Origin of the sequence: Streptomyces sp. NBC_01268, assembly GCF_036240795.1 — a bacterium.
Lineage (GTDB): Bacteria > Actinomycetota > Actinomycetes > Streptomycetales > Streptomycetaceae > Streptomyces.
Map to the genome: position 1 here is coordinate 3,294,928 of NZ_CP108454.1, position 23,938 is coordinate 3,318,865.

General features: G+C 72.9%; 23 protein-coding genes. 10 read left to right on the forward strand and 13 right to left on the reverse strand.

The features are described 5' to 3' along the window. Positions 1–6: 6 nt before the first annotated feature. Positions 7–684 carry a response regulator transcription factor gene (locus tag OG309_RS14510; RefSeq protein WP_329421096.1) on the reverse strand — a complete coding sequence of 226 codons (678 nt, stop codon included), beginning with the start codon at positions 682–684 and terminating at the stop codon, positions 7–9. 425 nt (positions 685–1,109) lie between these two features. Here OG309_RS14510 and OG309_RS14515 point away from each other — a divergent pair, with 425 nt between their 5' ends. Next, complete coding sequence (locus OG309_RS14515) at positions 1,110–2,630, forward strand: peptide MFS transporter (protein WP_329421097.1); 1,521 nt, start codon at positions 1,110–1,112, stop codon at positions 2,628–2,630. A gap of 92 nt (positions 2,631–2,722) precedes the next feature. On the opposite strand, the gene OG309_RS14520 is transcribed toward OG309_RS14515, so the two are convergent. The 6 genes from OG309_RS14520 to OG309_RS14545 all read right to left on the reverse strand — a co-directional run bounded on the left by OG309_RS14520 (position 2,723) and on the right by OG309_RS14545 (position 7,725). Continuing rightward, positions 2,723–4,120: a hypothetical protein gene (locus tag OG309_RS14520; RefSeq protein ID WP_329428324.1), complete on the reverse strand. Its 1,398-nt coding sequence runs from the start codon at positions 4,118–4,120 to the stop codon at positions 2,723–2,725. 47 nt (positions 4,121–4,167) lie between these two features. Then, complete coding sequence (locus tag OG309_RS14525; RefSeq protein WP_329421099.1) at positions 4,168–5,223, reverse strand: hypothetical protein; 1,056 nt, start codon at positions 5,221–5,223, stop codon at positions 4,168–4,170. Further along, positions 5,220–6,005 (reverse strand): COG1470 family protein, encoded by a 786-nt coding sequence (locus OG309_RS14530; RefSeq protein WP_329421100.1) that lies wholly within the window; start codon positions 6,003–6,005, stop codon positions 5,220–5,222. The genes OG309_RS14525 and OG309_RS14530 overlap by 4 nt, the downstream gene beginning before the upstream one ends. Next, positions 6,005–6,709: a peptidase gene (locus OG309_RS14535; RefSeq protein WP_329421101.1), complete on the reverse strand. Its 705-nt coding sequence runs from the start codon at positions 6,707–6,709 to the stop codon at positions 6,005–6,007. Before OG309_RS14535 ends, OG309_RS14530 begins: the two co-directional genes overlap by 1 nt. Positions 6,710–6,849: 140 nt before the next feature. After that, positions 6,850–7,278, reverse strand: a complete 429-nt coding sequence (locus OG309_RS14540; protein ID WP_329421102.1) for an ATP-binding protein — start codon at positions 7,276–7,278, stop codon at positions 6,850–6,852. 81 nt (positions 7,279–7,359) lie between these two features. Further along, a complete protein-coding gene (locus tag OG309_RS14545) occupies positions 7,360–7,725 on the reverse strand; it encodes an STAS domain-containing protein (protein WP_329421103.1) in 366 nt (121 codons plus the stop codon). A 170-nt stretch (positions 7,726–7,895) separates the two neighbouring features. Here OG309_RS14545 and OG309_RS14550 point away from each other — a divergent pair, with 170 nt between their 5' ends. Further along, positions 7,896–8,741 carry an RNA polymerase sigma factor SigF gene (locus OG309_RS14550; RefSeq protein WP_402545908.1) on the forward strand — a complete coding sequence of 282 codons (846 nt, stop codon included), beginning with the start codon at positions 7,896–7,898 and terminating at the stop codon, positions 8,739–8,741. Positions 8,742–8,895: 154 nt separating this feature from the next. Here the strand turns inward: OG309_RS14550 and hutI are convergent, their stop codons facing one another. From hutI to hutU, 4 genes are all read right to left on the reverse strand, one after another. Next, entirely contained in the window at positions 8,896–10,068 is a 1,173-nt protein-coding gene (gene hutI / locus OG309_RS14555) for an imidazolonepropionase (protein WP_329421106.1), read from the reverse strand. A 56-nt stretch (positions 10,069–10,124) separates the two neighbouring features. Beyond that, positions 10,125–11,462, reverse strand: a complete 1,338-nt coding sequence (locus OG309_RS14560; RefSeq protein ID WP_329421108.1) for a formimidoylglutamate deiminase — start codon at positions 11,460–11,462, stop codon at positions 10,125–10,127. Further along, positions 11,453–12,655, reverse strand: coding sequence for an allantoate amidohydrolase (locus OG309_RS14565; protein WP_329428325.1), 1,203 nt, complete (start codon positions 12,653–12,655; stop codon positions 11,453–11,455). Before OG309_RS14565 ends, OG309_RS14560 begins: the two co-directional genes overlap by 10 nt. 77 nt (positions 12,656–12,732) lie before the next feature. Then, positions 12,733–14,397 (reverse strand): urocanate hydratase, encoded by a 1,665-nt coding sequence (gene hutU, locus OG309_RS14570; RefSeq protein WP_329421110.1) that lies wholly within the window; start codon positions 14,395–14,397, stop codon positions 12,733–12,735. A 103-nt stretch (positions 14,398–14,500) separates the two neighbouring features. On the opposite strand from hutU, the gene OG309_RS14575 reads away from it, so the two are divergent. The 6 genes from OG309_RS14575 (at position 14,501) to OG309_RS14600 (ending at position 18,574) form a co-directional block, all read left to right on the forward strand. Continuing rightward, the gene (locus OG309_RS14575; RefSeq protein ID WP_329421111.1) at positions 14,501–15,895 is read left to right on the forward strand and encodes a diaminopimelate decarboxylase; all 1,395 of its coding nucleotides are present in this window, start codon (positions 14,501–14,503) and stop codon (positions 15,893–15,895) included. Then, on the forward strand, positions 15,892–16,371 hold the full coding sequence (locus tag OG309_RS14580) for an SRPBCC family protein (protein ID WP_329421113.1): 480 nt from the start codon (positions 15,892–15,894) through the stop codon (positions 16,369–16,371). The genes OG309_RS14575 and OG309_RS14580 overlap by 4 nt, the downstream gene beginning before the upstream one ends. 203 nt (positions 16,372–16,574) lie before the next feature. After that, entirely contained in the window at positions 16,575–16,973 is a 399-nt protein-coding gene (locus tag OG309_RS14585) for a hypothetical protein (RefSeq protein WP_329421115.1), read from the forward strand. Continuing rightward, positions 16,970–17,728 carry a transcriptional regulator gene (locus OG309_RS14590; RefSeq protein ID WP_329421116.1) on the forward strand — a complete coding sequence of 253 codons (759 nt, stop codon included), beginning with the start codon at positions 16,970–16,972 and terminating at the stop codon, positions 17,726–17,728. The genes OG309_RS14585 and OG309_RS14590 overlap by 4 nt, the downstream gene beginning before the upstream one ends. Next, a complete protein-coding gene (locus tag OG309_RS14595; protein ID WP_402545911.1) occupies positions 17,728–18,162 on the forward strand; it encodes a roadblock/LC7 domain-containing protein in 435 nt (144 codons plus the stop codon). Before OG309_RS14590 ends, OG309_RS14595 begins: the two co-directional genes overlap by 1 nt. Positions 18,163–18,202: 40 nt before the next feature. Next, the gene (locus tag OG309_RS14600) at positions 18,203–18,574 is read left to right on the forward strand and encodes a hypothetical protein (RefSeq protein ID WP_329421118.1); all 372 of its coding nucleotides are present in this window, start codon (positions 18,203–18,205) and stop codon (positions 18,572–18,574) included. 5 nt (positions 18,575–18,579) lie between these two features. On the opposite strand, the gene OG309_RS14605 is transcribed toward OG309_RS14600, so the two are convergent. Continuing rightward, positions 18,580–19,449 (reverse strand): MurR/RpiR family transcriptional regulator, encoded by an 870-nt coding sequence (locus OG309_RS14605; RefSeq protein WP_402545912.1) that lies wholly within the window; start codon positions 19,447–19,449, stop codon positions 18,580–18,582. 358 nt (positions 19,450–19,807) lie between these two features. Then, complete coding sequence (locus OG309_RS14610) at positions 19,808–21,202, reverse strand: cystathionine beta-synthase (protein WP_329421121.1); 1,395 nt, start codon at positions 21,200–21,202, stop codon at positions 19,808–19,810. A gap of 117 nt (positions 21,203–21,319) precedes the next feature. Here OG309_RS14610 and OG309_RS14615 point away from each other — a divergent pair, with 117 nt between their 5' ends. Further along, the gene (locus tag OG309_RS14615) at positions 21,320–22,378 is read left to right on the forward strand and encodes an SGNH/GDSL hydrolase family protein (protein ID WP_329421123.1); all 1,059 of its coding nucleotides are present in this window, start codon (positions 21,320–21,322) and stop codon (positions 22,376–22,378) included. Positions 22,379–22,536: 158 nt separating this feature from the next. Continuing rightward, the gene (locus tag OG309_RS14620; RefSeq protein WP_329421124.1) at positions 22,537–23,757 is read left to right on the forward strand and encodes an acetyl-CoA C-acetyltransferase; all 1,221 of its coding nucleotides are present in this window, start codon (positions 22,537–22,539) and stop codon (positions 23,755–23,757) included. The last annotated feature ends 181 nt before the right edge of the window (positions 23,758–23,938 follow it).

Consider the following 23,938-nt stretch of genomic DNA (forward strand, 5'->3'; position numbering starts at 1 on the left):
CGGTGCCTAGCTCTTCTCGAAGCGGAAGCCGACGCCGCGGACCGTGGCGATGTAGCGGGGGTTGGCCGCGTCGTCGCCGAGCTTCTTGCGGAGCCAGGAGATGTGCATGTCGAGGGTCTTGGTGGAGGACCACCAGGTGGTGTCCCAGACCTCGCGCATGAGCTGGTCGCGGGTGACCACCCGGCCCGCGTCGCGGACCAGCACCCGGAGCAGGTCGAACTCCTTCGCGGTGAGCTGGAGCTCCTCGTCGCCCATCCAGGCGCGGTGCGACTCGACGTCGATCCGCACGCCGTGCGTGGTGGGGGCGACGGCCGGCTCGGTGGCGCCGCGCCGGAGCAGGGCCCGGACACGGGCGAGCAGCTCGGCGAGCCGGAAGGGCTTGGTGACGTAGTCGTCGGCGCCGGCGTCGAGGCCGACCACCGTGTCGACCTCGTCGGCGCGGGCGGTGAGGACCAGGATCGGCACCGCGTGGCCCTCGGCGCGCAGCCGGCGGGCGACCTCCAGGCCGTCCATGCCGGGCAGGCCCAGGTCGAGCACGACCAGGTCGATCCCGCCCTGGAGTCCGGCGTCGAGGGCGGTCGGGCCGTCCTCCCGCACCTCGACCTCGTATCCCTCCCGCCGCAGGGCGCGGGCCAGCGGTTCCGAGATGGAGGCGTCGTCCTCGGCGAGCAGTACACGGGTCATGGGGTGATGGTAGTCCGCACGGCGACGGTGCCGGGGCGTGATCCACCCGCCGTGCGCCACACCTGTGGATCTTGGCGCGTAACCTGCTGATGACCTTCGATTGGCGGAAGTTGGTTCCGTAGTCGCCTGTGATCCATCTCTCAAGTCCTTCCATATCCGGCACTGTCGTGTCGTATGGTGTCGAGAGTTCTGTAGCGGTAATCGGGGACCTTTGGCCGTGTTCGTCCGCCAAGGGTCTCTTTTCTGCACAAGGCGCGCCTCGGCAGTCTTGGGAACAGTGAACGACCTGTGGGCCGGGTCCTGGACGCGATGACGCGCCAGGGCGTGGATCCCGGGGAGGCGCGACCGCGCCTCGCCGGTGCCGGCCTCCCCCACCGGGCGCATCCCGCTCACGAAGCGCGCGTCCCGACAGAGCAAGGATCGACATGGCGTCCAGCCTGACGACGACTTCGACCGGAACCCCGGGTTCCGAGAAGACGTTCCTCGGCCACCCCCGTGGTCTGGCCACCCTCTTCTTCACCGAGATGTGGGAGCGTTTCTCCTACTACGGCATGAGGGCCCTTCTCGTCCTTTACCTGGTCTCCGGCGGCGCGGACGCGGCCACGGGCAGCCAGGGCGGCGGTCTCGCCATGACGGCCGCCACGGCCACGGCGATCTACTCCGTGTACGTGTCGATGGTCTACCTGATGGCCATGCCCGGTGGCTGGTTCGGCGACCGTGTCTGGGGCGCCCGCAAGACGGTCGCCATCGCCGGTTTCGTGATCATGGCGGGCCACGCCTCGCTGGCGATCCCGGGTCAGGCGGCGTTCTTCGCGGGTCTGGCGCTCGTCGCCGTCGGCTCCGGTCTGCTCAAGGCCAACATCTCGACGATGGTCGGCCACCTCTACAACGGCCCGGACGACCCGCGCCGTGACGGTGGCTTCACGCTCTTCTACATCGGCATCAACCTCGGCGCCTTCATCGCCCCGTTCGCCGTCGGCACGCTGGGCGAGAAGGTCAACTGGCACCTCGGCTTCGCGCTGGCCGCGATCGGCATGGGCGTCGGCCTCGCCTGCTTCCTGGCCTTCACCAAGAGCCTGAGCCCGAAGAGCAACATCGTCCCGAACCCGCTCTCCCCGGCGGAGCGCAAGGGCATCCTGGTCAAGGTCTCGCTCGTCGTCGTGCTCGCCGCCGTCTTCTACGGCGCCGTCGTCGCGCTCGGCATGTACACCCTGAACTGGGCGCTCGTCCCGATCACGCTCGCCGGCCTGATCATCCCGGTCGCGGTCCTCACGCGCATCAAGCGCGACAAGGAGCTCGACAAGAGCGAGCAGTCGCGGATGACCGGCTACATCTGGTTCTTCGTCGCCGCCGCCGTCTTCTGGATGATCTACGACCAGGGTGGCTCGACCCTGTCGCTCTTCGCCGACGGCAAGACCTCGGACACCGTCTTCGGTCTCGGCTTCCCGGCCACCTGGTACCAGTCGCTGAACCCGCTGTTCGTCATGGCGCTGGCCCCGGTCTTCGCCTGGCTGTGGCTGTGGCTGGCCCGCAAGAACCAGGAGCCGAACACCATCGTGAAGTTCGCGATGGGCCTGGTCCTGGTCGGCGCGTCCTTCTTCGTCTTCATCGTCCCGATGAACATGGCGGGCGACGGCACCAAGGTCTCCCCGATGTGGCTCGTCTCGATCTACATGATCCAGACCATCGGTGAACTGTGCCTCTCGCCGGTCGGCCTCTCGGTCACCACGAAGATGGCGCCGAAGAAGTACGCCTCCCAGATGATGGGTGTCTGGTTCCTCGCCGTCACCGCCGGTGACTGCACCACGGGTCTGCTCTCGCTGGCCGGTGTGGACCTGAACGGCACCGGGATCATCGCCATCCAGGCGGCGGGCGCCGTCCTGGCCGGCTTCGCGGTCTTCATGTACCGCAAGAAGGTCCAGGCGCTCATGGGCAGCGTCCACTGACCCTGCCGGTCCCGTACGTACGGAGGGCCGCCGCACCGATCCGGTGCGGCGGCCCTCCGCCGTTTCCGCGGCCTTCCCGGCCGTCCCGGCGTCTAGCGCCGCAGGCGGGCCCACGGCGTGAAGGTGAACACCGCGCCGCCGAGCAGGATCACCGTGCCCGCGACGAGGGCGAGGGCGCGCAGGGCGCCGGTGTCGTCGGCACCGGTGTGGGCGAGGTCGTCCCCGCCGCCGGAGCCGCCGGAGCCTCCGGAGTCGCCCGAGCCGCCGACGACGCCGCCGGCCTGCTTGGTGGTGTCGAGCTCCAGGGAGACCGGGGAGGTGCCCTGGACCTTGCACGGGATGACGATGTCCGTGCCGGCGAGCGACACCGTGATGGTCAGGTCGCCGGGGCTGAGCTTCGCCTTTCCGCTGGCGCCCGGCTTGTAGGTGCCGGTCATGTCGGTCAGCGACACCATCTCGCCGGCCGCCACGGGAGCCGGGTTCGCCGGGCCCCGCACGGTCACCTTGCCGCTGTCGGCACCCCCGATCCGTACGTCCATGGAGGGCTTCAGCGCCCCCTTGGGCAGCGGGGCCGGGCTGGTCATGACGCCCTTCGCCGTCTTGACCGTCAGCTCGTACGAGCCGCCGCTCTTGCGGGCGCTGATGGACACCTTGGACGTGACGGCCTTCGGTCCGGGCGACTCGCAGGACAGCTGGACGGCGACCTCCTTGCCCGGGAAGTCGGACTGGCCGCCGCCCCCGCCCGAGCTCCCGCCGGAGGTGGTCGTCGAACCGCCGGTGCTCGTGGAGCCGCCCGAGGTGGTCGTCGAGCCGCCGGAGGCCGTGGAGCCCCCGGAGGTCGTCGTCGAGCCGCCGGACGTGGTGGTCGAGCCGCCGGACGTCGTCGTGGAGCCGCCGGAGCTCGTCGTACCGCCGGAGCTCGTGGAGCCTCCGGAGCTCGTCGTACCGCCCGAGCTCGTCGTCCCGCCGGAACTCGTCGAGCCTCCGCCGTCCGTCACCTTGATCGTGGCGGCGGCGGCGACGGACTCCTTCGGGGAGCACTTCGTGTCCGTCGACAGCGGCTTGGACACGTTGATCGTGTACTTGTCCGGCGTCAGCGTGATCTCGCCGGCCTTGTCCAGCTTCAGCTTGCCCTTCATGTCGGGCAGGAGCATCGGGCTGTTCTTCTTGATCGGCGGGTTCTGCCGCGGCCCCTCCATGGACAGCGTGCCGCTGCCCGCGCCGCCGATCCTGATCGTGCCGCTCGGCTTCACCGTGTCCTTGTCGAGGTCGAGGACGTCGGGGTTCTTGGAGGCGGCCTGGACCGTCTTCCAGACCACCTCGACCTCGTCGCCCACCTTGGCCTCGGCGGGCGCGGTGATCTGCACCGTGGTGGTGCCCTGCACCGGCGGGAGGCCGGAGATCGAGGGCGGGATGCACTCGGTCTTGTACGAGACCTCGGCGGCCAGGGCGGGGCTCGCGGTCAGCAGGATTCCCGCGCCGCCGAGCATCAGCGCGACGCCCGCCGCGAGCGTCCTCCGGGTCGTGCGTGTCGTGCTCACGACTGTCCCTTCGTCGTCGGACTGTTCTCTGACGGTGCGGAATGGGGGGTGAACCACGGCAGGACCGCGGTCGGTTCGTCGCCGGCGGTCGCCGGCGGTACGGGTACGGGAGCGCGGTCCGGCACCCGGTGGTGGTGCTGCCGCTGCCGCCGGCGGCCCGCCGGGCGGGTCCGGTCGACCACCGCCATGCCGATGCGGAACAGGGCCGCCGGGACGACGACCGCGAGCAGCAGCCAGAAGAGCGTCACGCCCCACGGGCGCCCGACCCCCCAGGGCTGCTCGACCAGCACCTTGCCGCCGTAGCGCACGGACACCTGGTAGTCGCCGTGGGCTCCCGCCGTCAGTTCGACGGGCAGCCGGATCAGGGCCTTGCGGCCGGGCGCGAGGGTGCCGCGCCACTGCCGTTCCTCGTACTGCGGCGAGAAGACGCCGTGGCTGCTGCCGACCTCGAAGACCGGGTCCTTGACCGGGGTCGGGCCGAGGTTGCCGACGGTGAAGACCACCTCGCGGCGGGCGGGCGCGCCGAACCAGACGAGGACGCCGCCGGAGCCTTCGAGCCGTACGGTGGCGAGCACCGCCAGTCGGCCGCCGCCGGTCGGCTCGGGCAGCGGCGCGGTGGGGTGCCCCGCGACGGTGAACTCGACGTCCACGGAGTCCTGTTGGCCGGTGACCCCGGCCACGTGGACCACGCAGGGGCAGGGCTTGGGCGGTTCGGCGATCGGCAGTTTCTGGCTGAAGGCGCCCTTGGCGTCGACGGTGGCGGCCCGGCCCTCGGTGTTGGCGCAGGAGTTGGTGCCGCCGATGACGCCCTTGCCGGGTGCGGACTGACCGCAGATCAGCAGCATGAGCAGGGCGCCCGGCTTCCAGCCGGAGCCGCTGACGGTCAGCTCGCCGCCCTTGCCGCCCTCGCTCTGCGAGAGCGCCACCTTGGGAGCCGCCTCGGCGGCCTGGGCGGCCGCGGGGGCGGTGGGCAGCAGGGCGAACAGCAGCGCGGCGAGCAGGGCGGCGGCCGCACCCGTACGCAGCGGCCTCGTCGGCCACGTCGGCCTCATCGGTTCCTCCGTATCGCGTACGCGGTCGCGCCGGACAGCCCGAGCAGGGCGGCGGCCGCGGCGCCGACGCCCGCCGCGGAGGCGAAGACGGTGTCCGCGGCGGCGGTCGCGGGGGCCGCGCCCGGTGCGGTGGCCGTCAGCCGGACGGTGACCGAGTCCAGGGCGGGCGGGTCGGGCCAGGCTTCGGTGCGGGCGGCCCGCTCGCCGGGGCGCAGGGTCAGCGGCAGCGGGCGTTCGGGCCGGTCGACGAGCCGGCGGCCGAGGACGCCGTCGGCGCGGACCGCCAGGCGCGGGGCGAGCAGGGTGTTGCCGCGGTTGACGAGCGTGTAGTGCAGGGTGCCGGAGCGGTCCACGCGGACGTCCTCGACGGTGAGCGCGGCGAGCCGCGGCCCGCTGACCCGCAGGTGCAGCGGGACGAGCGTCTCGCGGCCGGCGGCGCTGGCGCGGACGGTGCCGCGGAGCTCGCCGGGCGGGGTGTCGGCGGTGACGGTCACCGCGAAGGGCACGTCCGCCCGGGTCCTGGCGGGCACGGTGACGGTCCGGGCGGCGAAGGCGACCCGGGCACCCCGGGCGCCCTGGCCGGTGAGCCGGACGGTGAGCGGGCGGGCACCGGGGTTGGTGACGGACAGGGTGTCCTGGAGCACGCTGCCGGCGGCGCCCTCCAGGTAGACGTACGGGCGTCCCGCGGCGGGCGCCGCCGTCCAGCCGGGCGCGGGGGCCGCCGCGCCCGCCCCGAGGAGGGCGAGCGCGGCGGCCCCGGTGCCGGCCCACGCCGTCCGCATCAGCGTGCCGTGCGCCGGGTGAGCCAGAGCACCCCGGCCGCGCCGGTCAGCAGCACGGTGCCGCCGAGGGTGCCGAGGGCGACGGCCGAGTCGAGCGGGCCGGTCTTGGGCAGGGTGTCCGTGCCGCCGGAGTCGTCGGATCCGCCCGAGCCGCCGGTGCCCTCCGAGTCGCCCCCGCCCGCGCCGCCGGCCGCCGTGACGTCCAGCTCCAGGGCGGGCTTGGGGTTGTTCTTGGGGGTGCAGACGGCCGCGTCCATGCCGAGCGCGTGGACGGTGAGCACCCCGGCGGTGAAGGTGACCTTGCCGCTCTTCTTCGGGGTGTACGTCCCCGTCAGCCTCCCTATGGAGATCGGGGTGTTCGGCGGGATGGCGACCGTGTTGGGGACGCCCTTGACCTGGACCTTGCCGCTGTCCGCGCCGCCGACCACGAGTTCGGCGCGCGGGGTCATGACGCCCTTCGGGAGCTCGACGGGACTGTCGGAGACGCCCTTCTCGAAGGACATGGTGATCGTGTACGAGCCGCCGTTCTTGACGGCGGTGATGTCGACGGGCGAGACGGCGCCCTTGGGGCCGATCTTCGTCTCGCAGGCGTAGTTGACGTCGACGACCGCCGCGTGGGCGGCGGGGGCGGTGAGCAGGACCGTCGCGCCCGCCACCGTCATCGCCGCCGTCAGCGCGCCGGCCGTTCTCCTCCGGTTCGGCACCTCAAGCACCCCTCACCCTCGGGGACCGTCGCACCGCGGCTGGGCACCGCGAAGTTACTGACGGTCTTTCAGATTGGGCGTCAAGGTACGCCTGGGGTCTTGTGGAGGGAAGACAAGAGGACGGAGAGCTTGTGAAAGTCCTAGGCGGGTGCGCCGAGTTCGGCCCAGACCGTCTTGCCGGGGGCGCCGGGGACGCGGTCGATGCCCCAGGTGCGGCAGAGCCGCTGCACGATGAACATGCCGTGCCCGCCGGGCCGTCCGGACCGGTGCGGGGTGCGCGGGGCGGGCTGTCCCGCGCCGCGGTCGGCGACCTCCAGGCGCAGCACCCCGGCGGACCGCAGCACCCGCAGGCTCTCCGGGCCGTCGGCGTGCAGGCAGGCGTTGGTGACCAGTTCGGAGACGACGAGCAGGACGTCCTCGGCGGCGGCCCTGCGGTCGGCGGTGGCGGCCGGCAGCCAGCCCCAGTCGAAGAGCGCCTGGCGCGTGAAGTCGCGGGCGAGCGGGACGGTGCCACTGGCCGCCCCGAGGGCGAGGGTGCGGACGTCGGGGTCGCCGGAGGCAGTCTCCATCAGCGCTTCACCTCACCGAGTTCAGCCGATTGACGAGTGACGGGACGAGCAGGGTCGCGGGGCCGGAGGGCCGGTGGGGGGTCAGTCGGGTAGAGCGGACGCGAGCGAGTCATGGAGGGTGAAGACCGCGTCCGCCCCGGTGATCTCGAAGACCCGGGCCACCACGGGCCGCATCCCCGCGAGATGGACCCCACCGCCGGCGGCGTCCGCCCGCAGGCGGGCGCCGAGCAGCACGTTGAGTCCGCTGGAGTCGCAGAAGTCCAGCCGTGAGCAGTCGAGTACGAGACGTGAGCGCCCCTCGTCGAGGGCCCGGTCGAGTGGCGCACGCAACAGTTCGGCGGTGTGGTGATCGAGCTCACCCACCGGGGTGAGCACCTCGCTCGCCCCCACGGTGCGGACCTCGACCCGGAACCGCCCGGGTGCGCTGCCGATGTGCTGGCGGTACATGCGTCGAACCATACAAGCGCGGGCCGGTTCCGTGCACACGAGCTCCACCACAAAGTGAACAACCCGGACAATTGCCACTTGCAACCATCGGGGCTGAGCAGGTAGGGCTAGAAGGACACATTCCGCATGGCCGGCTTGGAGGCGCCGCAAACCGCAGCGAGAGAACAACGATGGAGGAGACCATGTCACCCCGGCTCGACGTCCCGGAGCTCGCGGACCTCCCGCGGATCCCGCACCCGGACGAGATCGCGCCGCACGACGCGCGCGCCCTGTCCAAGACCCTCTTCGCCCGCCTCGGCGAGCTGGAGGAGGGAACCCACGAGTACGCGTACGTCCGCAACACCCTGATCGAACTCAACCTGGCCCTGGTGAAGTTCGCCGCCTCCCGGTTCCGCACCCGCAGCGAACCGATGGAGGACATCGTCCAGGTCGGCACCATCGGCCTCATCAAGGCGATCGACCGCTTCGACCTGGCCCGCGGCGTCGAGTTCCCCACCTTCGCGATGCCGACCATCATCGGCGAGATCAAGCGCTTCTTCCGCGACACCTCGTGGTCGGTGCACGTCCCGCGACGGCTCCAGGAACTCCGCATCGAGCTCGCCAAGGCCGGTGACCTGCTCGCCCAGCGCCTCGACCGCTCGCCCACCGTCGAGGAACTCGCGCACGAACTCGGCATCGGCACCGACGAGGTCGTCGAGGGCATGGCCGCCGCCAACGCGTACACCGCGAGCTCGCTCGACGCCCCGCCCGAGGAGACCGAGGCCGACGGCGCCACCCTCGCCGACCGGCTCGGCTACGAGGACCACGGCATCGAGGGCATCGAGTACATCGAGTCCCTCAAGCCGATGATCGCCTCCCTCCCGCCCCGCGACCGCCGCATCCTCTCCCTCCGCTTCACCGCGGGCCTCACCCAGTCGGAGATCGGCGAGGAACTCGGCATCTCCCAGATGCACGTCTCCCGCCTCCTCGCCCGCACCCTGGCCCGGCTGCGCAGAGGACTGACCGCGGAGGAGTGAACGCGGAGGACTGACCGCGGAGGAGTGAACGCCCGGCGGTCGGTGGCCGTGCAGGCGTTCCCTGAGCACGACCGGGACCGCTGGACGTCCCGCCGGCACGGCACCGGCACGCGGCGCTCAGGCCCGCGTGACCGGCCCCGTCCCGGCCGGCGTGTCAGACCACCCGGGTGCCCTTGCGCCAGACCTCCGACACCAGCGGGACGCCGGGGCGGTAGGCCAGGTGGACGTGGGAGGGGGCGTCCAGGACGGTCAGGTCGGCGCGTGCGCCGGGGGTGAGGCGGCCCACGTCCGTGCGGCGGAGGGCCGCCGCGCCGCCGGCCGTCGCGGACCAGAGCGCCTCGTCCGGGGTCATCCGCATGTCACGGACGGCCAGCGCGATGCAGAACGGGACCGAGGACGTGAACGACGAGCCCGGGTTGCAGTCCGTGGACAGCGCGACCGTCACGCCGGCGTCCAGCAGCCGGCGGGCGTCCGGCCACTCGGCGCGCGTCGAGAACTCCGCGCCCGGCAGCAGCGTCGCGACCGTGTTCCCGGACGCCAGGGCGTCCACGTCCGCGTCCGTCAGGTGCGTGCAGTGGTCGGCGCTCGCCGCGTCCAGTTCGACCGCGAGCTGCACGCCGGGGCCGTACGACAGCTGGTTGGCGTGCACGCGCGGGAGGAGCCCCTTCGCCTTGCCTGCCGTGAGGATCGCCCGCGCCTGGTCGCCGTCGAAGGCGCCCTTCTCGCAGAAGACGTCGACCCACCGCGCGTACGGGGCGCAGGCCTCCAGCATCTCGCCCGTCACCAGGTCCACGTAGCCGGCCGGGTCGTCGGCGTAGTCCGGGGAGACGATGTGGGCGCCCAGGTAGGTGACCTCGTCCGTGTGCTCCGCCGCGATGCGCAGGGCGCGGGCCTCGTCCTCGACCGTCAGGCCGTAGCCGGACTTCGTCTCGAACGTGGTCGTGCCCTGGCGGAGCGCCTCGCGCATGTAGCGGGCGACGTTCGCCGACAGCTCGGCGTCCGTGGCCGCGCGGGTCGCCGCGACCGTGGTCCGGATGCCGCCCGCCTTGTACGGCTGGCCGGACATGCGGGCGTTGAACTCGGCGGTGCGGTCGCCCGCGAAGACGAGGTGGGAGTGGGAGTCGACGAAGCCGGGGACGACGGCGCGGCCCTCGGCGGCGACCCGGTGGTCGGCGGCGGGGGCCTGCGCCGCCGGGCCCACCCAGGCGACCCGGTCGCCGTCCAGGACCAGGGCGGCGTCCGTCAGCAGGCCGAGCGGTGAACCGTCGCCCTGGGACGGGTCGTTGGTGACCAGGGTGGCGATGTCGGTGATGAGCGTGGTGGTCATGGGCGGAGCTCCCGGGGGGTGGGGTGGTGCGGGCCGGTGGGCACGACCGTGACGGGTCAGTCTCTGAGCGCGGCGATCGTCTCCGCCAGGGCCCTTCCCGTGTCCGGGACCGTCACGTGGACGCCGTCGCTCACGACGACCCGGCCGCCGACCACCACGTGGTGGACGTCCGCCGCCGTCGCCGCGAAGACCGCCGTCTCGGCGCCCAGGCGGGGGACCGGGCCCGCCGTGCGGACCGAGTCGAGGGTCAGGGTGGTGAAGTCGGCCAGGGCGCCCTGTTCCAGGGTGCCCGCGTCGGGGCGGCCCAGGGCCGCGTGGCCGTCGGCCGTCGCCGCCCGGAGCAGGGCGGCGGCCGTCCAGTGGCCGCGGGTGCGGGTGCGCAGCCGCTCGTCGAGTTCCATGGCCCGCGCCTCCTCCAGGAGGTCGATGACCGCGTGGCTGTCACTGCCCAGGGAGAGCGGCGAGCCGGCGCGCTGGAGGGCGACCGCCGGGCCGATGCCGTCCGCCAGGTCGCGTTCGGTGGTGGGGCACATACAGGTGCCCGTCGACGAGGCGCCGATCAGCGCGATGTCGGCGTCGGTCATGTGGGTGTTGTGGACGCCGGTGGTCCGCGCGCCCAGGGCGCCGTGCTCGGCGAGCAGCTGGGTGGGCGTCATGCCGTGGGCGGCCAGGCAGGCGTCGTTCTCCGCGGTCTGCTCGGAGAGGTGGACGTGCAGGGGGGCCCGGTGGTCCCGGGCCCAGTCGGCGACCGTGGAGAGCTGGTCGGCCGGGACGGCCCGTACGGAGTGGATGGCCGCGCCGATGCGGACGCCGTCCCGTTCCTTCAGGGCCGAGACCCGCTCCGCCCACGCGTCGGCGGTGCCGTCGGTGAAGCGCAGCTGGTGCGGTTCGGGGGCGGCGCCGAAGCCGGAGGAGAGGTAGGCGGTGTCGAGGAGGGTGATGCGGATGCCCGCCTCCCCCGCCGCCGCGATGAGCGCCTCGCCCATGGCGTTGGGGTCGGCGTACGGGGTGCCGCCGGGCGCGTGGTGGAGGTAGTGGAACTCGCCGACGTTCGTGATGCCGGCCAGTGCCATCTCCGCGTACACGGCCCGGGCCAGCGCGAAGTAGCTGTCGGGGGTGAGGCGTTGGGCGACGGTGTACATGACCTCGCGCCAGGTCCAGAAGGTGCCGGAGCCCACCTGGACGGTGCCGCGCAGGGCGCGGTGGAAGGCGTGCGAGTGGGCGTTGGCCAGGCCGGGGATGGTGAGGCCGCGGAGGGCCACGGCGCCGGGGGGCGGGGTGTCGACCCCGGTCCGTACGGCGGCGATGCGCCCGTCGGCGGACACGTCCAGGGCGACGCCCGGCTCGACGTGGGTGTCGAGCCAGGCGTGCTCCAGCCAGTAGGTCACCTGCACGCCAGGTCCTCCAGTACGTCGGCGAGTGCGTGGACGCCCGCCACGCAGTCGTCCTCGGCCGCGAATTCGGCCGGGGAGTGCGAGACGCCCGTGGGGTTGCGTACGAACAGCATGGCGGTCGGGAGGGACGCGGAGAGGATTCCGGCGTCGTGTCCCGCGCCCGTTCCCAGGACCGGGACCTTGTCGCCGGTCCGGTCCAGCAGGATCCGGCTCAGCTCGTCGCGCAGCGCGTGGGAGAAGTCCACGACCGGGGTGAAGGACTCGCGGACGACGGTGAGGTCGATGCCGGCGCGCTCGGCGTGCTCGCGCGCGGCCCTCTCGACCCCCGCGATGACGGTGTCCAGGGAGCCCTGGTCGGCGGCGCGCGCGTCGAGCCAGCCGCGGACCAGCGACGGGATGGCGTTGACGCCGTTCGGCTCGACGGCGATCTTGCCGAAGGTGGCGACGGCGCCCGCGAGTTCGGCCTCGCGGCGGGCGGCGAGGACCGTCTCGGCGTAGGTGAGCATCGGGTCGCGCCGGTCGACGAGCCGGGTGGTGCCGGCGTGGTTGGCCTCGCCGGCGAAGTCGTACCGCCAGCGGCCGTGCGGCCAGATCGCGGAGGCGATGCCGACGGCGTCCCCGGACAGGTCGAGGGCGCGGCCCTGCTCGACGTGGAGTTCGACGAAGGCGCCGATGCGGGCGAGCCGCTCCGGGTCCGCGCCGATGGCCTCGGGGTCGTACCCGGCCGCCTCCATGGCCTGCGGGAGGCTGATCCCGTCGGCGTCCCGCAGCTCGAAGGCCTTCTCCTTGGTCAGCTGCCCGGAGGCGAGCCGGGAGCCGACGCAGGCGAGCCCGAAGCGGGCGCCTTCCTCGTCGCCGAAGTTGACGATGGCGAGGGGCCGCTTGAACGAGACGCCGCGCTTGCGGAGTTCGTCGAGGGCGGCGAAGGAGGACACCACACCGAGCGGGCCGTCGAAGGCTCCGCCGTCGGGGACGGAGTCCAGGTGGGAGCCGGTGACGACGGCGTCACCGGCGGTGGGGTCGCCGAGCCAGGCCCACTGGTTGCCGTTGCGGTCGGTCTCGACGTCGAGGCGGCGGGCCTCCGCCTGCATCCGGAACCAGAGCCGGCAGTCGGCGTCGGCCGCGGTCCAGGCGTAGCGGCGGTAGCCGCCGGAGCCCGTGTCGCGGCCGATGCCCGCGAGGCTGCGCCACATGGCGTGGAAGGTCGGGGAGGTGCCCGCCGAGGCACCCCGGGAGCCCCGGGGTGCCTCGGCGGCGTCGGAGGACGAGGTCACGCGGAGTCACCCTCGCGCATGGGCACTCGCACACCCTTCTCGTCGGCGACGCGCTCGGCGATGTCGTAGCCCGCGTCGACGTGGCGGATGACGCCCATGCCGGGGTCGTTGGTGAGCACGCGGCGGATCTTCTCGCCCGCCAGCTTGGTGCCGTCGGCCACCGAGACCTGGCCGGCGTGGATGGAGCGGCCCATGCCGACGCCGCCGCCGTGGTGGATGGAGACCCAGGAGGCGCCGGAGGCGACGTTGACCATGGCGTTGAGCAGCGGCCAGTCGGCGATCGCGTCGGAGCCGTCGAGCATGGCCTCGGTCTCGCGGTACGGGGAGGCGACCGAGCCGCAGTCCAGGTGGTCGCGGCCGATGGCGAGGGGCGCGGCGAGGGTGCCGTTGCCGACCATGTCGTTGAACATGTCGCCGGCCTTGTCGCGCTCGCCCTGGCCGAGCCAGCAGATGCGGGCGGGCAGGCCCTGGAAGTGGACGCGCTCGCCGGCCATCTTGATCCAGCGGTGCAGCGACTCGTTCTCCGGGAAGAGGTCGAGGATCGCCTTGTCGGTCTTGTGGATGTCCGAGGCCTCGCCGGAGAGGGCGGCCCAGCGGAACGGGCCCTTGCCCTCGCAGAACAGCGGGCGGATGTAGGCCGGGACGAAGCCGGGGAAGGCGAAGGCGCGGTCGTAGCCGGCCAGCTGGGCCTCGCCGCGGATGGAGTTGCCGTAGTCGAAGACCTCGGCGCCGGCGTCCATGAAGCCGACCATGGCCTCGACGTGCCGGGCCATCGACTCCCGGGCGCGGGTGGTGAAGCCGGCCGGGTCCTTGGCGGCGGCGTCGGCCATGTCCTCGAAGGCGACGCCGACCGGGAGGTAGGACAGCGGGTCGTGGGCGGAGGTCTGGTCCGTCACGATGTCGATCGGGGCGCCCTCGGCGAGCATCTGCGGGAGCAGTTCGGCGGCGTTGCCGAGCAGGCCGATGGAGAGCGGGCGGCGGGCGTCGCGGGCCTCGGTCGCCAGCTGGAGGGCGTGGGCGAGGTTGTCCGCCTTCACGTCCAGGTAGCGGTGCTCGATGCGGCGCTCGATGGCGCGCGGGTCGACGTCGATGCAGATCGCGACGCCGTCGTTCATCGTGACGGCGAGCGGCTGGGCGCCGCCCATGCCGCCGAGGCCGGCGGTGAGGGTGATGGTGCCGGCCAGGGTGCCGTTGAACTTCTTGGCGGCGACGGCCGCGAAGGTCTCGTAGGTGCCCTGGAGGATGCCCTGGGTGCCGATGTAGATCCAGGAGCCCGCGGTCATCTGGCCGTACATGGTGAGGCCGAGGGCCTCCAGGCGCCGGAACTCCTCCCAGTTGGCCCAGTCGCCGACCAGGTTCGAGTTGGCGATGAGGACGCGCGGGGCCCACTCGTGGGTCTGCATGACGCCGACCGGGCGGCCGGACTGGACCAGCATGGTCTCGTCCTGCTTGAGGGTGCGCAGGGTGCGCACCATGGCGTCGAAGGAGCGCCAGTCGCGGGCGGCCTTGCCGGTGCCGCCGTAGACGACCAGCTTGTCGGGGTGCTCGGCGACCTCGGGGTCGAGGTTGTTCTGGAGCATCCGGAGGGCGGCTTCCTGCTGCCATCCCAGGGCGCTCAGTTCCGTACCGCGCGGGGCCCGTACGGGGCGGGGTCCTGACATGGCGGTGCCTCCTCGAATGTGGTTCAGATATTCACATCCTGACTCGCTGAATAGAAGTAGTCAACAGCTGCGCCGCCACCCCACCCGGTGGTGGGATGGGGGGATGGCTTCCTCCTTCGGACCGAACCACGGAACGGACCACGGAACGGACCGCCGGGAACGCGCTCGCGACCGGGCCGTGCGCGCCGCCGTCGAGCAGGGCCTCCTCACCCCCGACGAACCCGTCGTCGCGCTCCTCGACACCGCCGGCATCCGCGCCTCCGCAGCCGCCCTGACCAGCGCTTTCGCCGCCGTCACCGACGCCCCGGTGCTGCACGCCTTCGCCGTGAAGGCCGCCCCGCTCGTGCCCGTCCTGCGCCTGCTGTACGAGGCGGGGCTCGGCGTCGAGGTGGCCAGCCCCGGCGAGCTGGCGCTGGCCCGCGCGGCCGGGGTGCCGCCCGCCCGCACCGTCCTGGACTCACCCGCCAAGACCCCCGCCGAACTGCGCCAGGCCCTCGCGCTGGGCATCGCGGTCAACGCCGACAACTTCCAGGAGCTGGCCCGGCTCGACGCGCTGGTCGCCTCCGCGCCCACCGCCTCGCCGCTCGGCCTGCGGGTGAACCCGCAGATCGGGGCCGGCTCCATCGGCGCGCTGTCGACCGCGACCGCCACCTCCAAGTTCGGCGTGGCGCTGCGCGACGCCGGCGCCCGCGAGGCCGTCGTCCAGGCCTTTCTCGACCGCCCCTGGCTCACCCGGCTGCACACCCACACCGGCTCCCAGGGCATCCCGCTCGCCCTCATGGCCGAGGGCGTCGGAGCCGCCTACGCGCTCGCCGAGGAGATCAACACCAAGGCCGGCCGGCAGCAGATCGACACCCTCGACGTCGGCGGCGGGCTCCCGGTGAACTTCGCCTCCGACGAGGAGACCCCCACCTACGCCGAGTACACCGCCCTGCTCGCCGCCACCGTCCCCGGCCTCCTCGACGGGCGCTACGCCCTGGTCACCGAGTTCGGGCGCTCGCTGCTCGCCAAGCACGGCACGGTGCTGGCCCGCGTCGAGTACACCAAGGTCTCCGGCGGGCGCCCGATCGCCGTCACCCACGCGGGCGTCCAGGTCGCCACCCGCACGGTGTACGCGCCGGAGTCCTGGCCGCTGCGCGTCCTCGCGTACGACTCCGGGGGCCGCCCCCGCACCGGCGAGGAGACCGTCCAGGACGTGGCGGGGCCCGCCTGCTTCGCCGGGGACCTGCTGGCCACCGGGCGACTGCTGCCCCTGCTGCGGCCGGACGACGTGGTGGCCGTGCCGGACACCGGCGCGTACTACTTCGCCCACCACTACGCGTACAACAGCCTGCCCCGGCCCGCCGTGCACGGATTCACCCCGACGGCCGACGGCGGCGTCGTCTTCAGCACCGTCCGCAGGGCCCAGACCCTCGACGAGATCGTGGCGGAGGCGGGCGGCGACCGGCCCGGCGCGCTCCTGCGGGAAGGGGCCCGCGGTGGTCCCATGAAGCCATGACAGGAACCACCTCCGTGGTCGTCGAGCGCCGGGTCGCCGCCTCCCCCGGGCGGGTCTGGGAGTCGATCACCGACCTGCGGGACATGCCCCGGGTGCTCAGCGGCGTCGAGAAGGTCGAGGTGCTCACCCCGGGCGGTTTCGGGGTGGGTACCCGCTGGCGAGAGACCCGGCGGATGATGGGCAAGGCGGCCACCGAGGAGATGACCGTGACCGCCTGCGAACCGCCCGACCGCTACGTCACCGTGGCCGACTCGCACGGCATGCACTACGTCAACGAGATCACCCTGCTCCCCGAGGGCCCGGCGGTCTCGGCCGAGGCCACCACCCTGCGGATGACCTTCAGCGCCCGCCCCGCGCACGACCGCAAGCCCGGCCTGGCCGCCCGGCTGATGAACCGCTTCGGCGCGAGGGCGGTCGCCCGGGCGCTCGCCAAGGACCTGGCGGAGATCGCGACGGCGGTCGAGAGCCGGGGCTGAGGCGCCCGGGCGACGGGGCCGATGCCCTCGGGGGCCGGTCCAGGACAGCTTCGGGCCGCCTTCCGGACACTTTCCGCCCACCCCTACCACCCGTCTGACAAATTCCCCTGGAAAATGCCAGAACCCCTCCCCCAGGCCGCGACGTTGAGTAGCGTCACCGTCACTGCCGTACGTCCGCACGCCTCATCGGGAGGGGATCTCGCGTGCCCGGAATCGACGAGTGCCTACTGGAGGCCATGGGCCTGCCGGGGGCACGCGGCGCCTGGCTGGTCGACTGGACCAGCGGGCTGGCCCTCGGCGCGGCGGGCGAGTCCCCGGTCGGCGACCACGAGACGACGGCGGCCGAGACCGCCGAACTGGCCCGCGCGGCGGCCGAGTTCGAGTCGCCCTCACCAGGGTCCGGCGAGTCGGCCGACCCGGACGGCTCCCCCGTGGAGGACCTGATCCTCACCACCCGCACCGGTTACCACCTGCTCCGCTTCGTCGAGACCGCCTTCGACAGCAGCGTCTTCCTCCACCTCTGGCTCGACCGCGACGCCGGGAACCTGGCCCTCGCCCGGATCCGGCTCGGCGACCTCGCCGAGAGGCTGGTCCTCGGATGACCGTCTCCCCGATGCTCACCCGCCTCGCCGCCGAGAAGGCGACCGGCGCCCTGCTCCGCGACCACGGCACGCTCTACCTCGTCGACGGCCGGGTCGTGCACGCCGAGAGCCCCTCCGCGCCCGGCCTCGACGTCCTCCTCACGGCGGGCGGGCGGCTGCCGCGCGAACGCTGGGACGAGGCCGTGAACCGGGCCGGTGCGCACCGCGCCGTCGGCCGCTTCCTGGTGGACAGCGGCCGGCTGCACGACGGCGAGCTGGAGATCTGCCACCTCGGCGCCGTCTTCGACGCCGCGTTCTTCGCCCTCGCGCCCACCAGCGGCCCCAGCCGCTTCCGGTACGGGGTGGGGCACTGGTTCGGCGCGGTGCGGCCGGTCGACGCCGAGGCCGTCGAGCGCGAGACCGTGCGCCGCCGCGAGCTCCTCGACAGCGTCTGGCCCTACCCGGCCGTCGACACCGCGCCCGTCGTGCCCCGCCCCGCCGCCCCCGGGCAGCCGGTCGGCGCCCGGCAGCGCGCGCTGCTCGCGGCGGCCGACGGGGTGCGGACCCCGGCGGAGATCGCGCGGGCGCTCGGCCGGCCCGCCTTCCACACGCTGCTCGACGTGCGGCGGCTCGCGGCGGCCGGGCTCGTCGAGACCCCGAGCGAACCGCCGCCGCCCGACCCGCCCGCCGTGCCCGCCTGGGTCGGCGAGGTCGCCACCGACCCGGACATCGCCCTGCTCCGCCGGCTCCGCGACGCCCTGGAGGCAGCACTGTGATGAGGCGTGCCCTGCGCCTGCGCGCCGAGAGGAGACAACTGATGACCGCAGAAGCCGAGGTGCTCGGCGAGCTGAGACGGCTGCGGGCCCGCCTGCCGCAGCTCACCGGAGCACTCGCGGCCAGCGCCGACGGACTGGTGCTGGCCCAGGACACCGTCGACGGCGAGGCGGAGAGCGTGGCCGCGCTGACGGCGGCGGCCCTCGGCGTCGGACAGCGGCTGACCGACACCACCGGGCAGGGCGGCTTCCGCGAGCTCCTGGTCCGGGGCGAGCACGGCTACGTGGCGACGTACGCGGCGGGCGGCTCGGCCGTCCTGACCCTGCTCGCCGAGCCGCGGATCAACGTGGGACGCCTCCACCTGGAGGCACGCCGGTCGAGCGCCCGGATAGGGGAGCTCGTGGACGGCGCGCTGGAACGCAGAGACCTGAACTGACCGACGCACACCCCTCTCTCACGAAGGAAGTACGACAGCCATGGCGAACACCGAGACCTCCCTCAAGGAAGCCGCGCAGATCGAAGGCGCGATCGGCGCCGCCCTCGTCGACTACACGAGCGGCATGGCGCTCGGCACCATCGGCGGCGGCAAGGAGCTCGACCTGAACATGGCCGCGGCGGGCAACACCGACGTGGTCCGCGCCAAGGTCCGCACGATGGAGATGCTGGGCCTGCAGGACGGGATCGAGGACATCCTGATCACCCTCGGCGGCCAGTACCACCTGATCCGGCTGCTCAAGTCCCGCGGCACCAACGGCCTCTTCCTCTACCTCGCCCTCGACAAGGGCCGCGCCAACCTGGCGATGGCCCGCCACCAGCTGAAGCGGATCGAGGAGGAGCTGGAGGTCTGAGACCCCTACTCCACGAACAGCCCGCGCGCGGCCGCCTTGGAGTCGAACTCCTCCAGGCGGGCCTGCGCGTCCGGCAGCCCGTCCGCCATCGCCTCCAGGAGCACCCGGCCCAGCAGCATCGGCGCGCAGGCGGTGTCGAAGGCGAGGCCCGTGCCGACGGCGGCCGGGATGAGCAGGTCGCTGTGGGCGGCGACGGGCGCGAACGCGGACTCGGCGACGGTCACCACGGTGAGCCCGGCCGAACGCGCGTACTCCAGGGCCTCGACGACCTCGCGCGGATGCCGGGGCAGCGCGAAGCAGAGCAGCGCCGTGGCCCCGGCCCGTACGGCCGCGTCGACCCGGTCGGTGAGCATGGTGCCGCCCTCGTCGAGCAGCCGGACGTCCGGGTGCACCTTGGCGGCGAAGTAGGCGAAGCCCCGCGCCTGCGAGGAGGCCGCCCGCAGACCCAGGACGAGCAGCGGCCGTGAGCCGGCGAGCAGCCGGCCGGCCCGCTCGACGGGCGCGGGGTCGGCGAGCAGCTCGGCGAGGTGCCGCAGGTTCTCGATCTCGGCGAGCACGGCCTGCTGGTACTCGTTGTACCCGGCCTGCCCGGACTCCTCCTTCACCGGCGCCGCGGGCACGCTCTCCCGCAGGTGCTTGCGGAGCGCCGGGTAGCCGTCGAAGCCGAGGGCGACGGCGAAGCGGGTGACGGAGGGCTGGCTGACACCGGCCAGCTCGGCCAGTTCCACGCTGGACAGGAAGGGCACGTCGGCGGCGCGGCGCACCATGCAGTGGGCGATCCGTCGCTGTGTCGGTGTCAGCCGCTGCCCCTCGAAGAGCGCCTGCAGCCGCCCGGCCGGGCTGTCGCTCACGCCGTCCCCCTTCCGCCTATTCATTCACCTGGAACTCTGCATGAGGATATGCAGACAGGCAAGGGAGGCGGTCGCGGGGACCGGGAGAGGGGCCGGGAGAGGGGCCGGAGGCGCCCGGGGGAACGCTTGCGCGGGGACCGCCGCACCCCCGTTTCCGGGGGGCGGGACGACGGCGGTCCCCGCGAGGGACACGGGCCCGGGTCAGGGCCGGTCCGCGTCCGCGGCGTCGAGGGAGGTCCGGGAGCCGCTCCGGAGGTCCGTGACGCCGACGAGTCCCAATCTGCCGGACGCGTGTTAAGCGGGTGCTGCGGGTACGTGTCGCGCTCGTACCGGTTGTGCGAACGCACCCGCCGTCACCCCGGCGGCACCGGTCCGTACGGACTCAGTGCTGCTTCGCGCCCCCGCTGGCGGCGAGGAAGGCGAGCAGGTCCTGACGGCTGACCACGTCGGTCGGCTTGCCCTCGACCAGCACGATCGCCGCGTCCGCCTCGCCGAGGACGGACATCAGGTCGGCGACCGGCTCGCCCGAGCCGACCTGCGGCAGCGGGGCGCACATGTGGTGCTCCAGCGGGTCCTCCAGGGCGGCCTTCTGGGTGAAGAGGGCGCTCAGGAGCTCGCGCTCGACGACCGAGCCGACGACCTCGGCGGCCATGACGTCGGGGTGACCGGCGCCGGGCTTGACGATCGGCATCTGGGAGACGCCGTACTCGCGCAGCACCTCGATGGCCTGGCCGACCGTCTCGTCCGGGTGCATGTGGACGAGGGAGGGCAGGCCGTGCGACTTGTGGCGGAGCACGTCGGCGACGGTGGCGGAGGTGGTGTCCTCCAGGAAGCCGTAGTCGGCCATCCACTCGTCGTTGAAGATCTTGGAGAGGTAGCCGCGGCCGGAGTCCGGCAGGATCACCACGACGACGTCGTCCGGGCCGAGCTCCTTGGCGACCTCGAGCGCGGCGACGACCGCCATGCCGCAGGAGCCGCCCACCAGGAGGCCCTCCTCCTTGGCGAGGCGGCGGGTCATCTGGAACGAGTCCTTGTCGGACACGGCGACGATGCGGTCGGTGCCGGTCCGGTCGTAGGCGGTGGGCCAGAAGTCCTCGCCGACGCCCTCGACCAGGTACGGGCGGCCGGAGCCGCCGGAGTAGACCGAGCCCTCGGGGTCGGCGCCGACGATCTGGACCTTGCCGCCGCTGACCTCCTTCAGGTACTTGCCGGTGCCGGAGATCGTGCCGCCCGTGCCGATGCCGGCGACGAAGTGCGTGATCTTCCCGTCGGTCTGCTCCCAGAGCTCCGGGCCGGTGCTCTCGTAGTGCGAGCGGGGGTTGTTCGGGTTCGAGTACTGGTCCGGCTTCCAGGCGCCGGGGGTCTCACGGACGAGGCGGTCCGACACGTTGTAGTACGAGTCGGGGTGCTCGGGGTCGACGGCCGTCGGGCAGACGACGACCTCGGCGCCGTACGCCCGCAGGACGTTGATCTTGTCCGTGGACACCTTGTCGGGGCAGACGAAGATGCACTTGTAGCCCTTCTGCTGGGCCACGATCGCGAGGCCGACGCCGGTGTTGCCGGACGTGGGCTCCACGATGGTGCCGCCGGGCTTGAGCGCGCCGCTCTCCTCCGCCGCCTCGATCATGCGCAGGGCGATGCGGTCCTTGACCGAGCCGCCGGGGTTGAAGTACTCCACCTTGGCCAGGACGGTGGCCTGGATGCCCGCAGTGACGTTGTTGAGCTTCACCAGCGGGGTGTTGCCGACGAGGCTGATCATCGAGTCGTGGTATTGCACCGTAATCTCCGGGGTCTCCGTAATGGTGTGGCCAGCGTATTGCGTGTGATGCGTAGACGGAGGCGCTTATGGGGCAGTGAGTAGTCACGAGGTGGCTCGAAGGAGGTGACGGCCCCGATGTCCAGTGCGAGGGTGGCACGGCGGATCGCGGCGGGTGCGGCGTACGGCGGCGGGAGCATCGGACTGCTCGGCGTGGCCGCCGTCGGTGTCCTGCTCGCCGAGGTGCAGCTGGCCAAGCGGTCGGTGGGGGGCGGCGTGGCCCCGCTGCCACCGGGCGCGGACGGCCGCTACGGGCGGGCGTACGGCACCGGGACCCCGCTCAGACTGGCCCTTCTGGGTGATTCCACGGCGGCCGGTCAGGGCGTGCGCCGCACGGGGCAGACCCCCGGGGCGCTGCTCGCCTCCGGTCTGGCGGCGGTGGCCGAGCGTCCGGTGGACCTGCGGAACGTGGCGCTGCCGGGCGCCCGCTCGGACGACCTGGAGCGGCAGGTGTCGCTGCTCCTCGCGGGACGGGCCGGGGCGCCGGACGTGTGCGTGATCATGATTGGCGCGAATGACGTCACCCACCGGATGCCGGCGACCCAGTCGGTGCGCGCCATGGCGTCGGCGGTGCGGCGGCTGCGGACGGCGGGCGCGGAGGTGGTGGTCGGCACCTGCCCGGATCTGGGCACGATCGAGCCGGTCTACCAGCCGCTGCGCTGGCTGGCCCGGCGGGCCTCGCGGCAGCTGGCGGCGGCGCAGACGATCGTGGTGGTCGAGCAGGGCGGGCGGACGGTGTCGCTGGGCGACCTGCTGGGTCCGGAGTTCGCGGCGAACCCGCGCGAGATGTTCGGGGTGGACAACTTCCACCCGTCGGCGGAGGGGTACGCCACGGCGGCGATGGCCCTGCTCCCGACGGTCTGCGCGGCACTCGCGATGTGGCCGGAGGCGGACCGGATCGACGAGGACCGGCACGAGAACATGCTGCCGGTGGCGAAGGCGGCGGCCGAGGCGGCGAAGGAGGCCGGCACGGAGGTCACCGGCGCCCGGGCGCCGTGGGCCCTGCTGAAGCACCGCAGGCGCCGGCGGCTGCCGGTGCCGGGGGCGGCCGCGGCGGAACCCCGGGCCGAGGAGGGGCGGCCGGAGGGCGACGAGGGCGGTCCGGGTTCGCGGAGCACCTCCGTGCGGCAGGAGTGAGGGCCCCGGCACGACCGGATGGGACCGCCTCGCGGGACGCCGCTGAGCGTACGCTTAGAAAAGAGGTCCGCATCACACGCCGAGGCCGGTGACCCCATGCGGTACGTACGGGTAACTTCCCTTTCAGTCCGCCCACCCAGCACCCTCCTGGAGCCGTGATGCCCGAAGCCGTCATCGTCTCGACCGCCCGCTCCCCGATCGGCCGGGCCTTCAAGGGCTCCCTCAAGGACCTGCGGCCCGACGACCTCACCGCCACGATCATCCAGGCCGCCCTCGCCAAGGTCCCCGAGCTGGACCCGCGCGACATCGACGACCTGATGCTCGGCTGCGGCCTGCCCGGCGGCGAGCAGGGCAACAACCTGGGCCGGATCGTGGCCGTGCAGATGGGGATGGACCACCTCCCGGGCTGTACGGTCACCCGCTACTGCTCCTCCTCGCTGCAGACCTCCCGGATGGCGCTGCACGCGATCAAGGCGGGCGAGGGCGACGTCTTCATCTCGGCCGGTGTCGAGATGGTGTCCCGCTTCGTGAAGGGCAACTCGGACTCGCTGCCCGACACGCACAACCCGCTCTTCGCCGACGCCGAGGCCCGCACCAAGGCCGTCGCCGAGTCCGAGGGCTCCACCTGGCACGACCCGCGCGAGGACGGCCTCGTCCCCGACGCGTACATGGCCATGGGCCAGACCGCCGAGAACCTGGCCCGCTGGAAGGGCATCACCCGCCAGGAGATGGACGAGTTCGGCGTACGGTCGCAGAACCTCGCCGAGCAGGCCATCAAGAACGGCTTCTGGGAGCGCGAGATCACCCCGGTGACGCTGCCCGACGGCACCGTCGTCTCCACCGACGACGGCCCGCGCGCCGGCGTCACCCTGGAGGGCGTCTCCGGCCTCAAGCCGGTCTTCCGCCCCGACGGCCTGGTCACCGCCGGCAACTGCTGCCCGCTGAACGACGGCGCCGCCGCGCTGGTGATCATGTCCGACACCAAGGCGCGCGAGCTGGGCCTGACCCCGCTGGCCCGGATCGTCTCCACCGGCGTCTCCGGCCTCTCCCCCGAGATCATGGGCCTCGGCCCGGTCGAGGCCTCGAAGCAGGCCATCCGCCGCGCCGGCCTGACCAGCTCCGACATCGACCTGGTCGAGATCAACGAGGCCTTCGCGGCGCAGGTCATCCCGTCCTACCGCGAGCTGGGCTTCGACCTGGACAAGGTCAACGTCAACGGCGGCGCCATCGCCGTCGGCCACCCCTTCGGCATGACGGGCGCCCGCATCACCGGCACCCTCATCAACAGCCTCCAGTTCCACGACAAGCAGTTCGGCCTGGAGACCATGTGCGTGGGCGGCGGCCAGGGCATGGCCATGGTCATCGAGCGCCTCAGCTAACCACCCCGCGTCCAAGCCGTGACCGAATCTCCCCCAGGATGTGACCTACGTCCCGGGGGAGCATTGTTTTCCCAGGTCACAGGGGTTTCGGGACTAAACACCAGGCACAAATACCTGTCCATTTCGTGACGTAATGCACTGACAGGACGCACCACCCCGGGCCAAGCTGATGTAGGAAGTC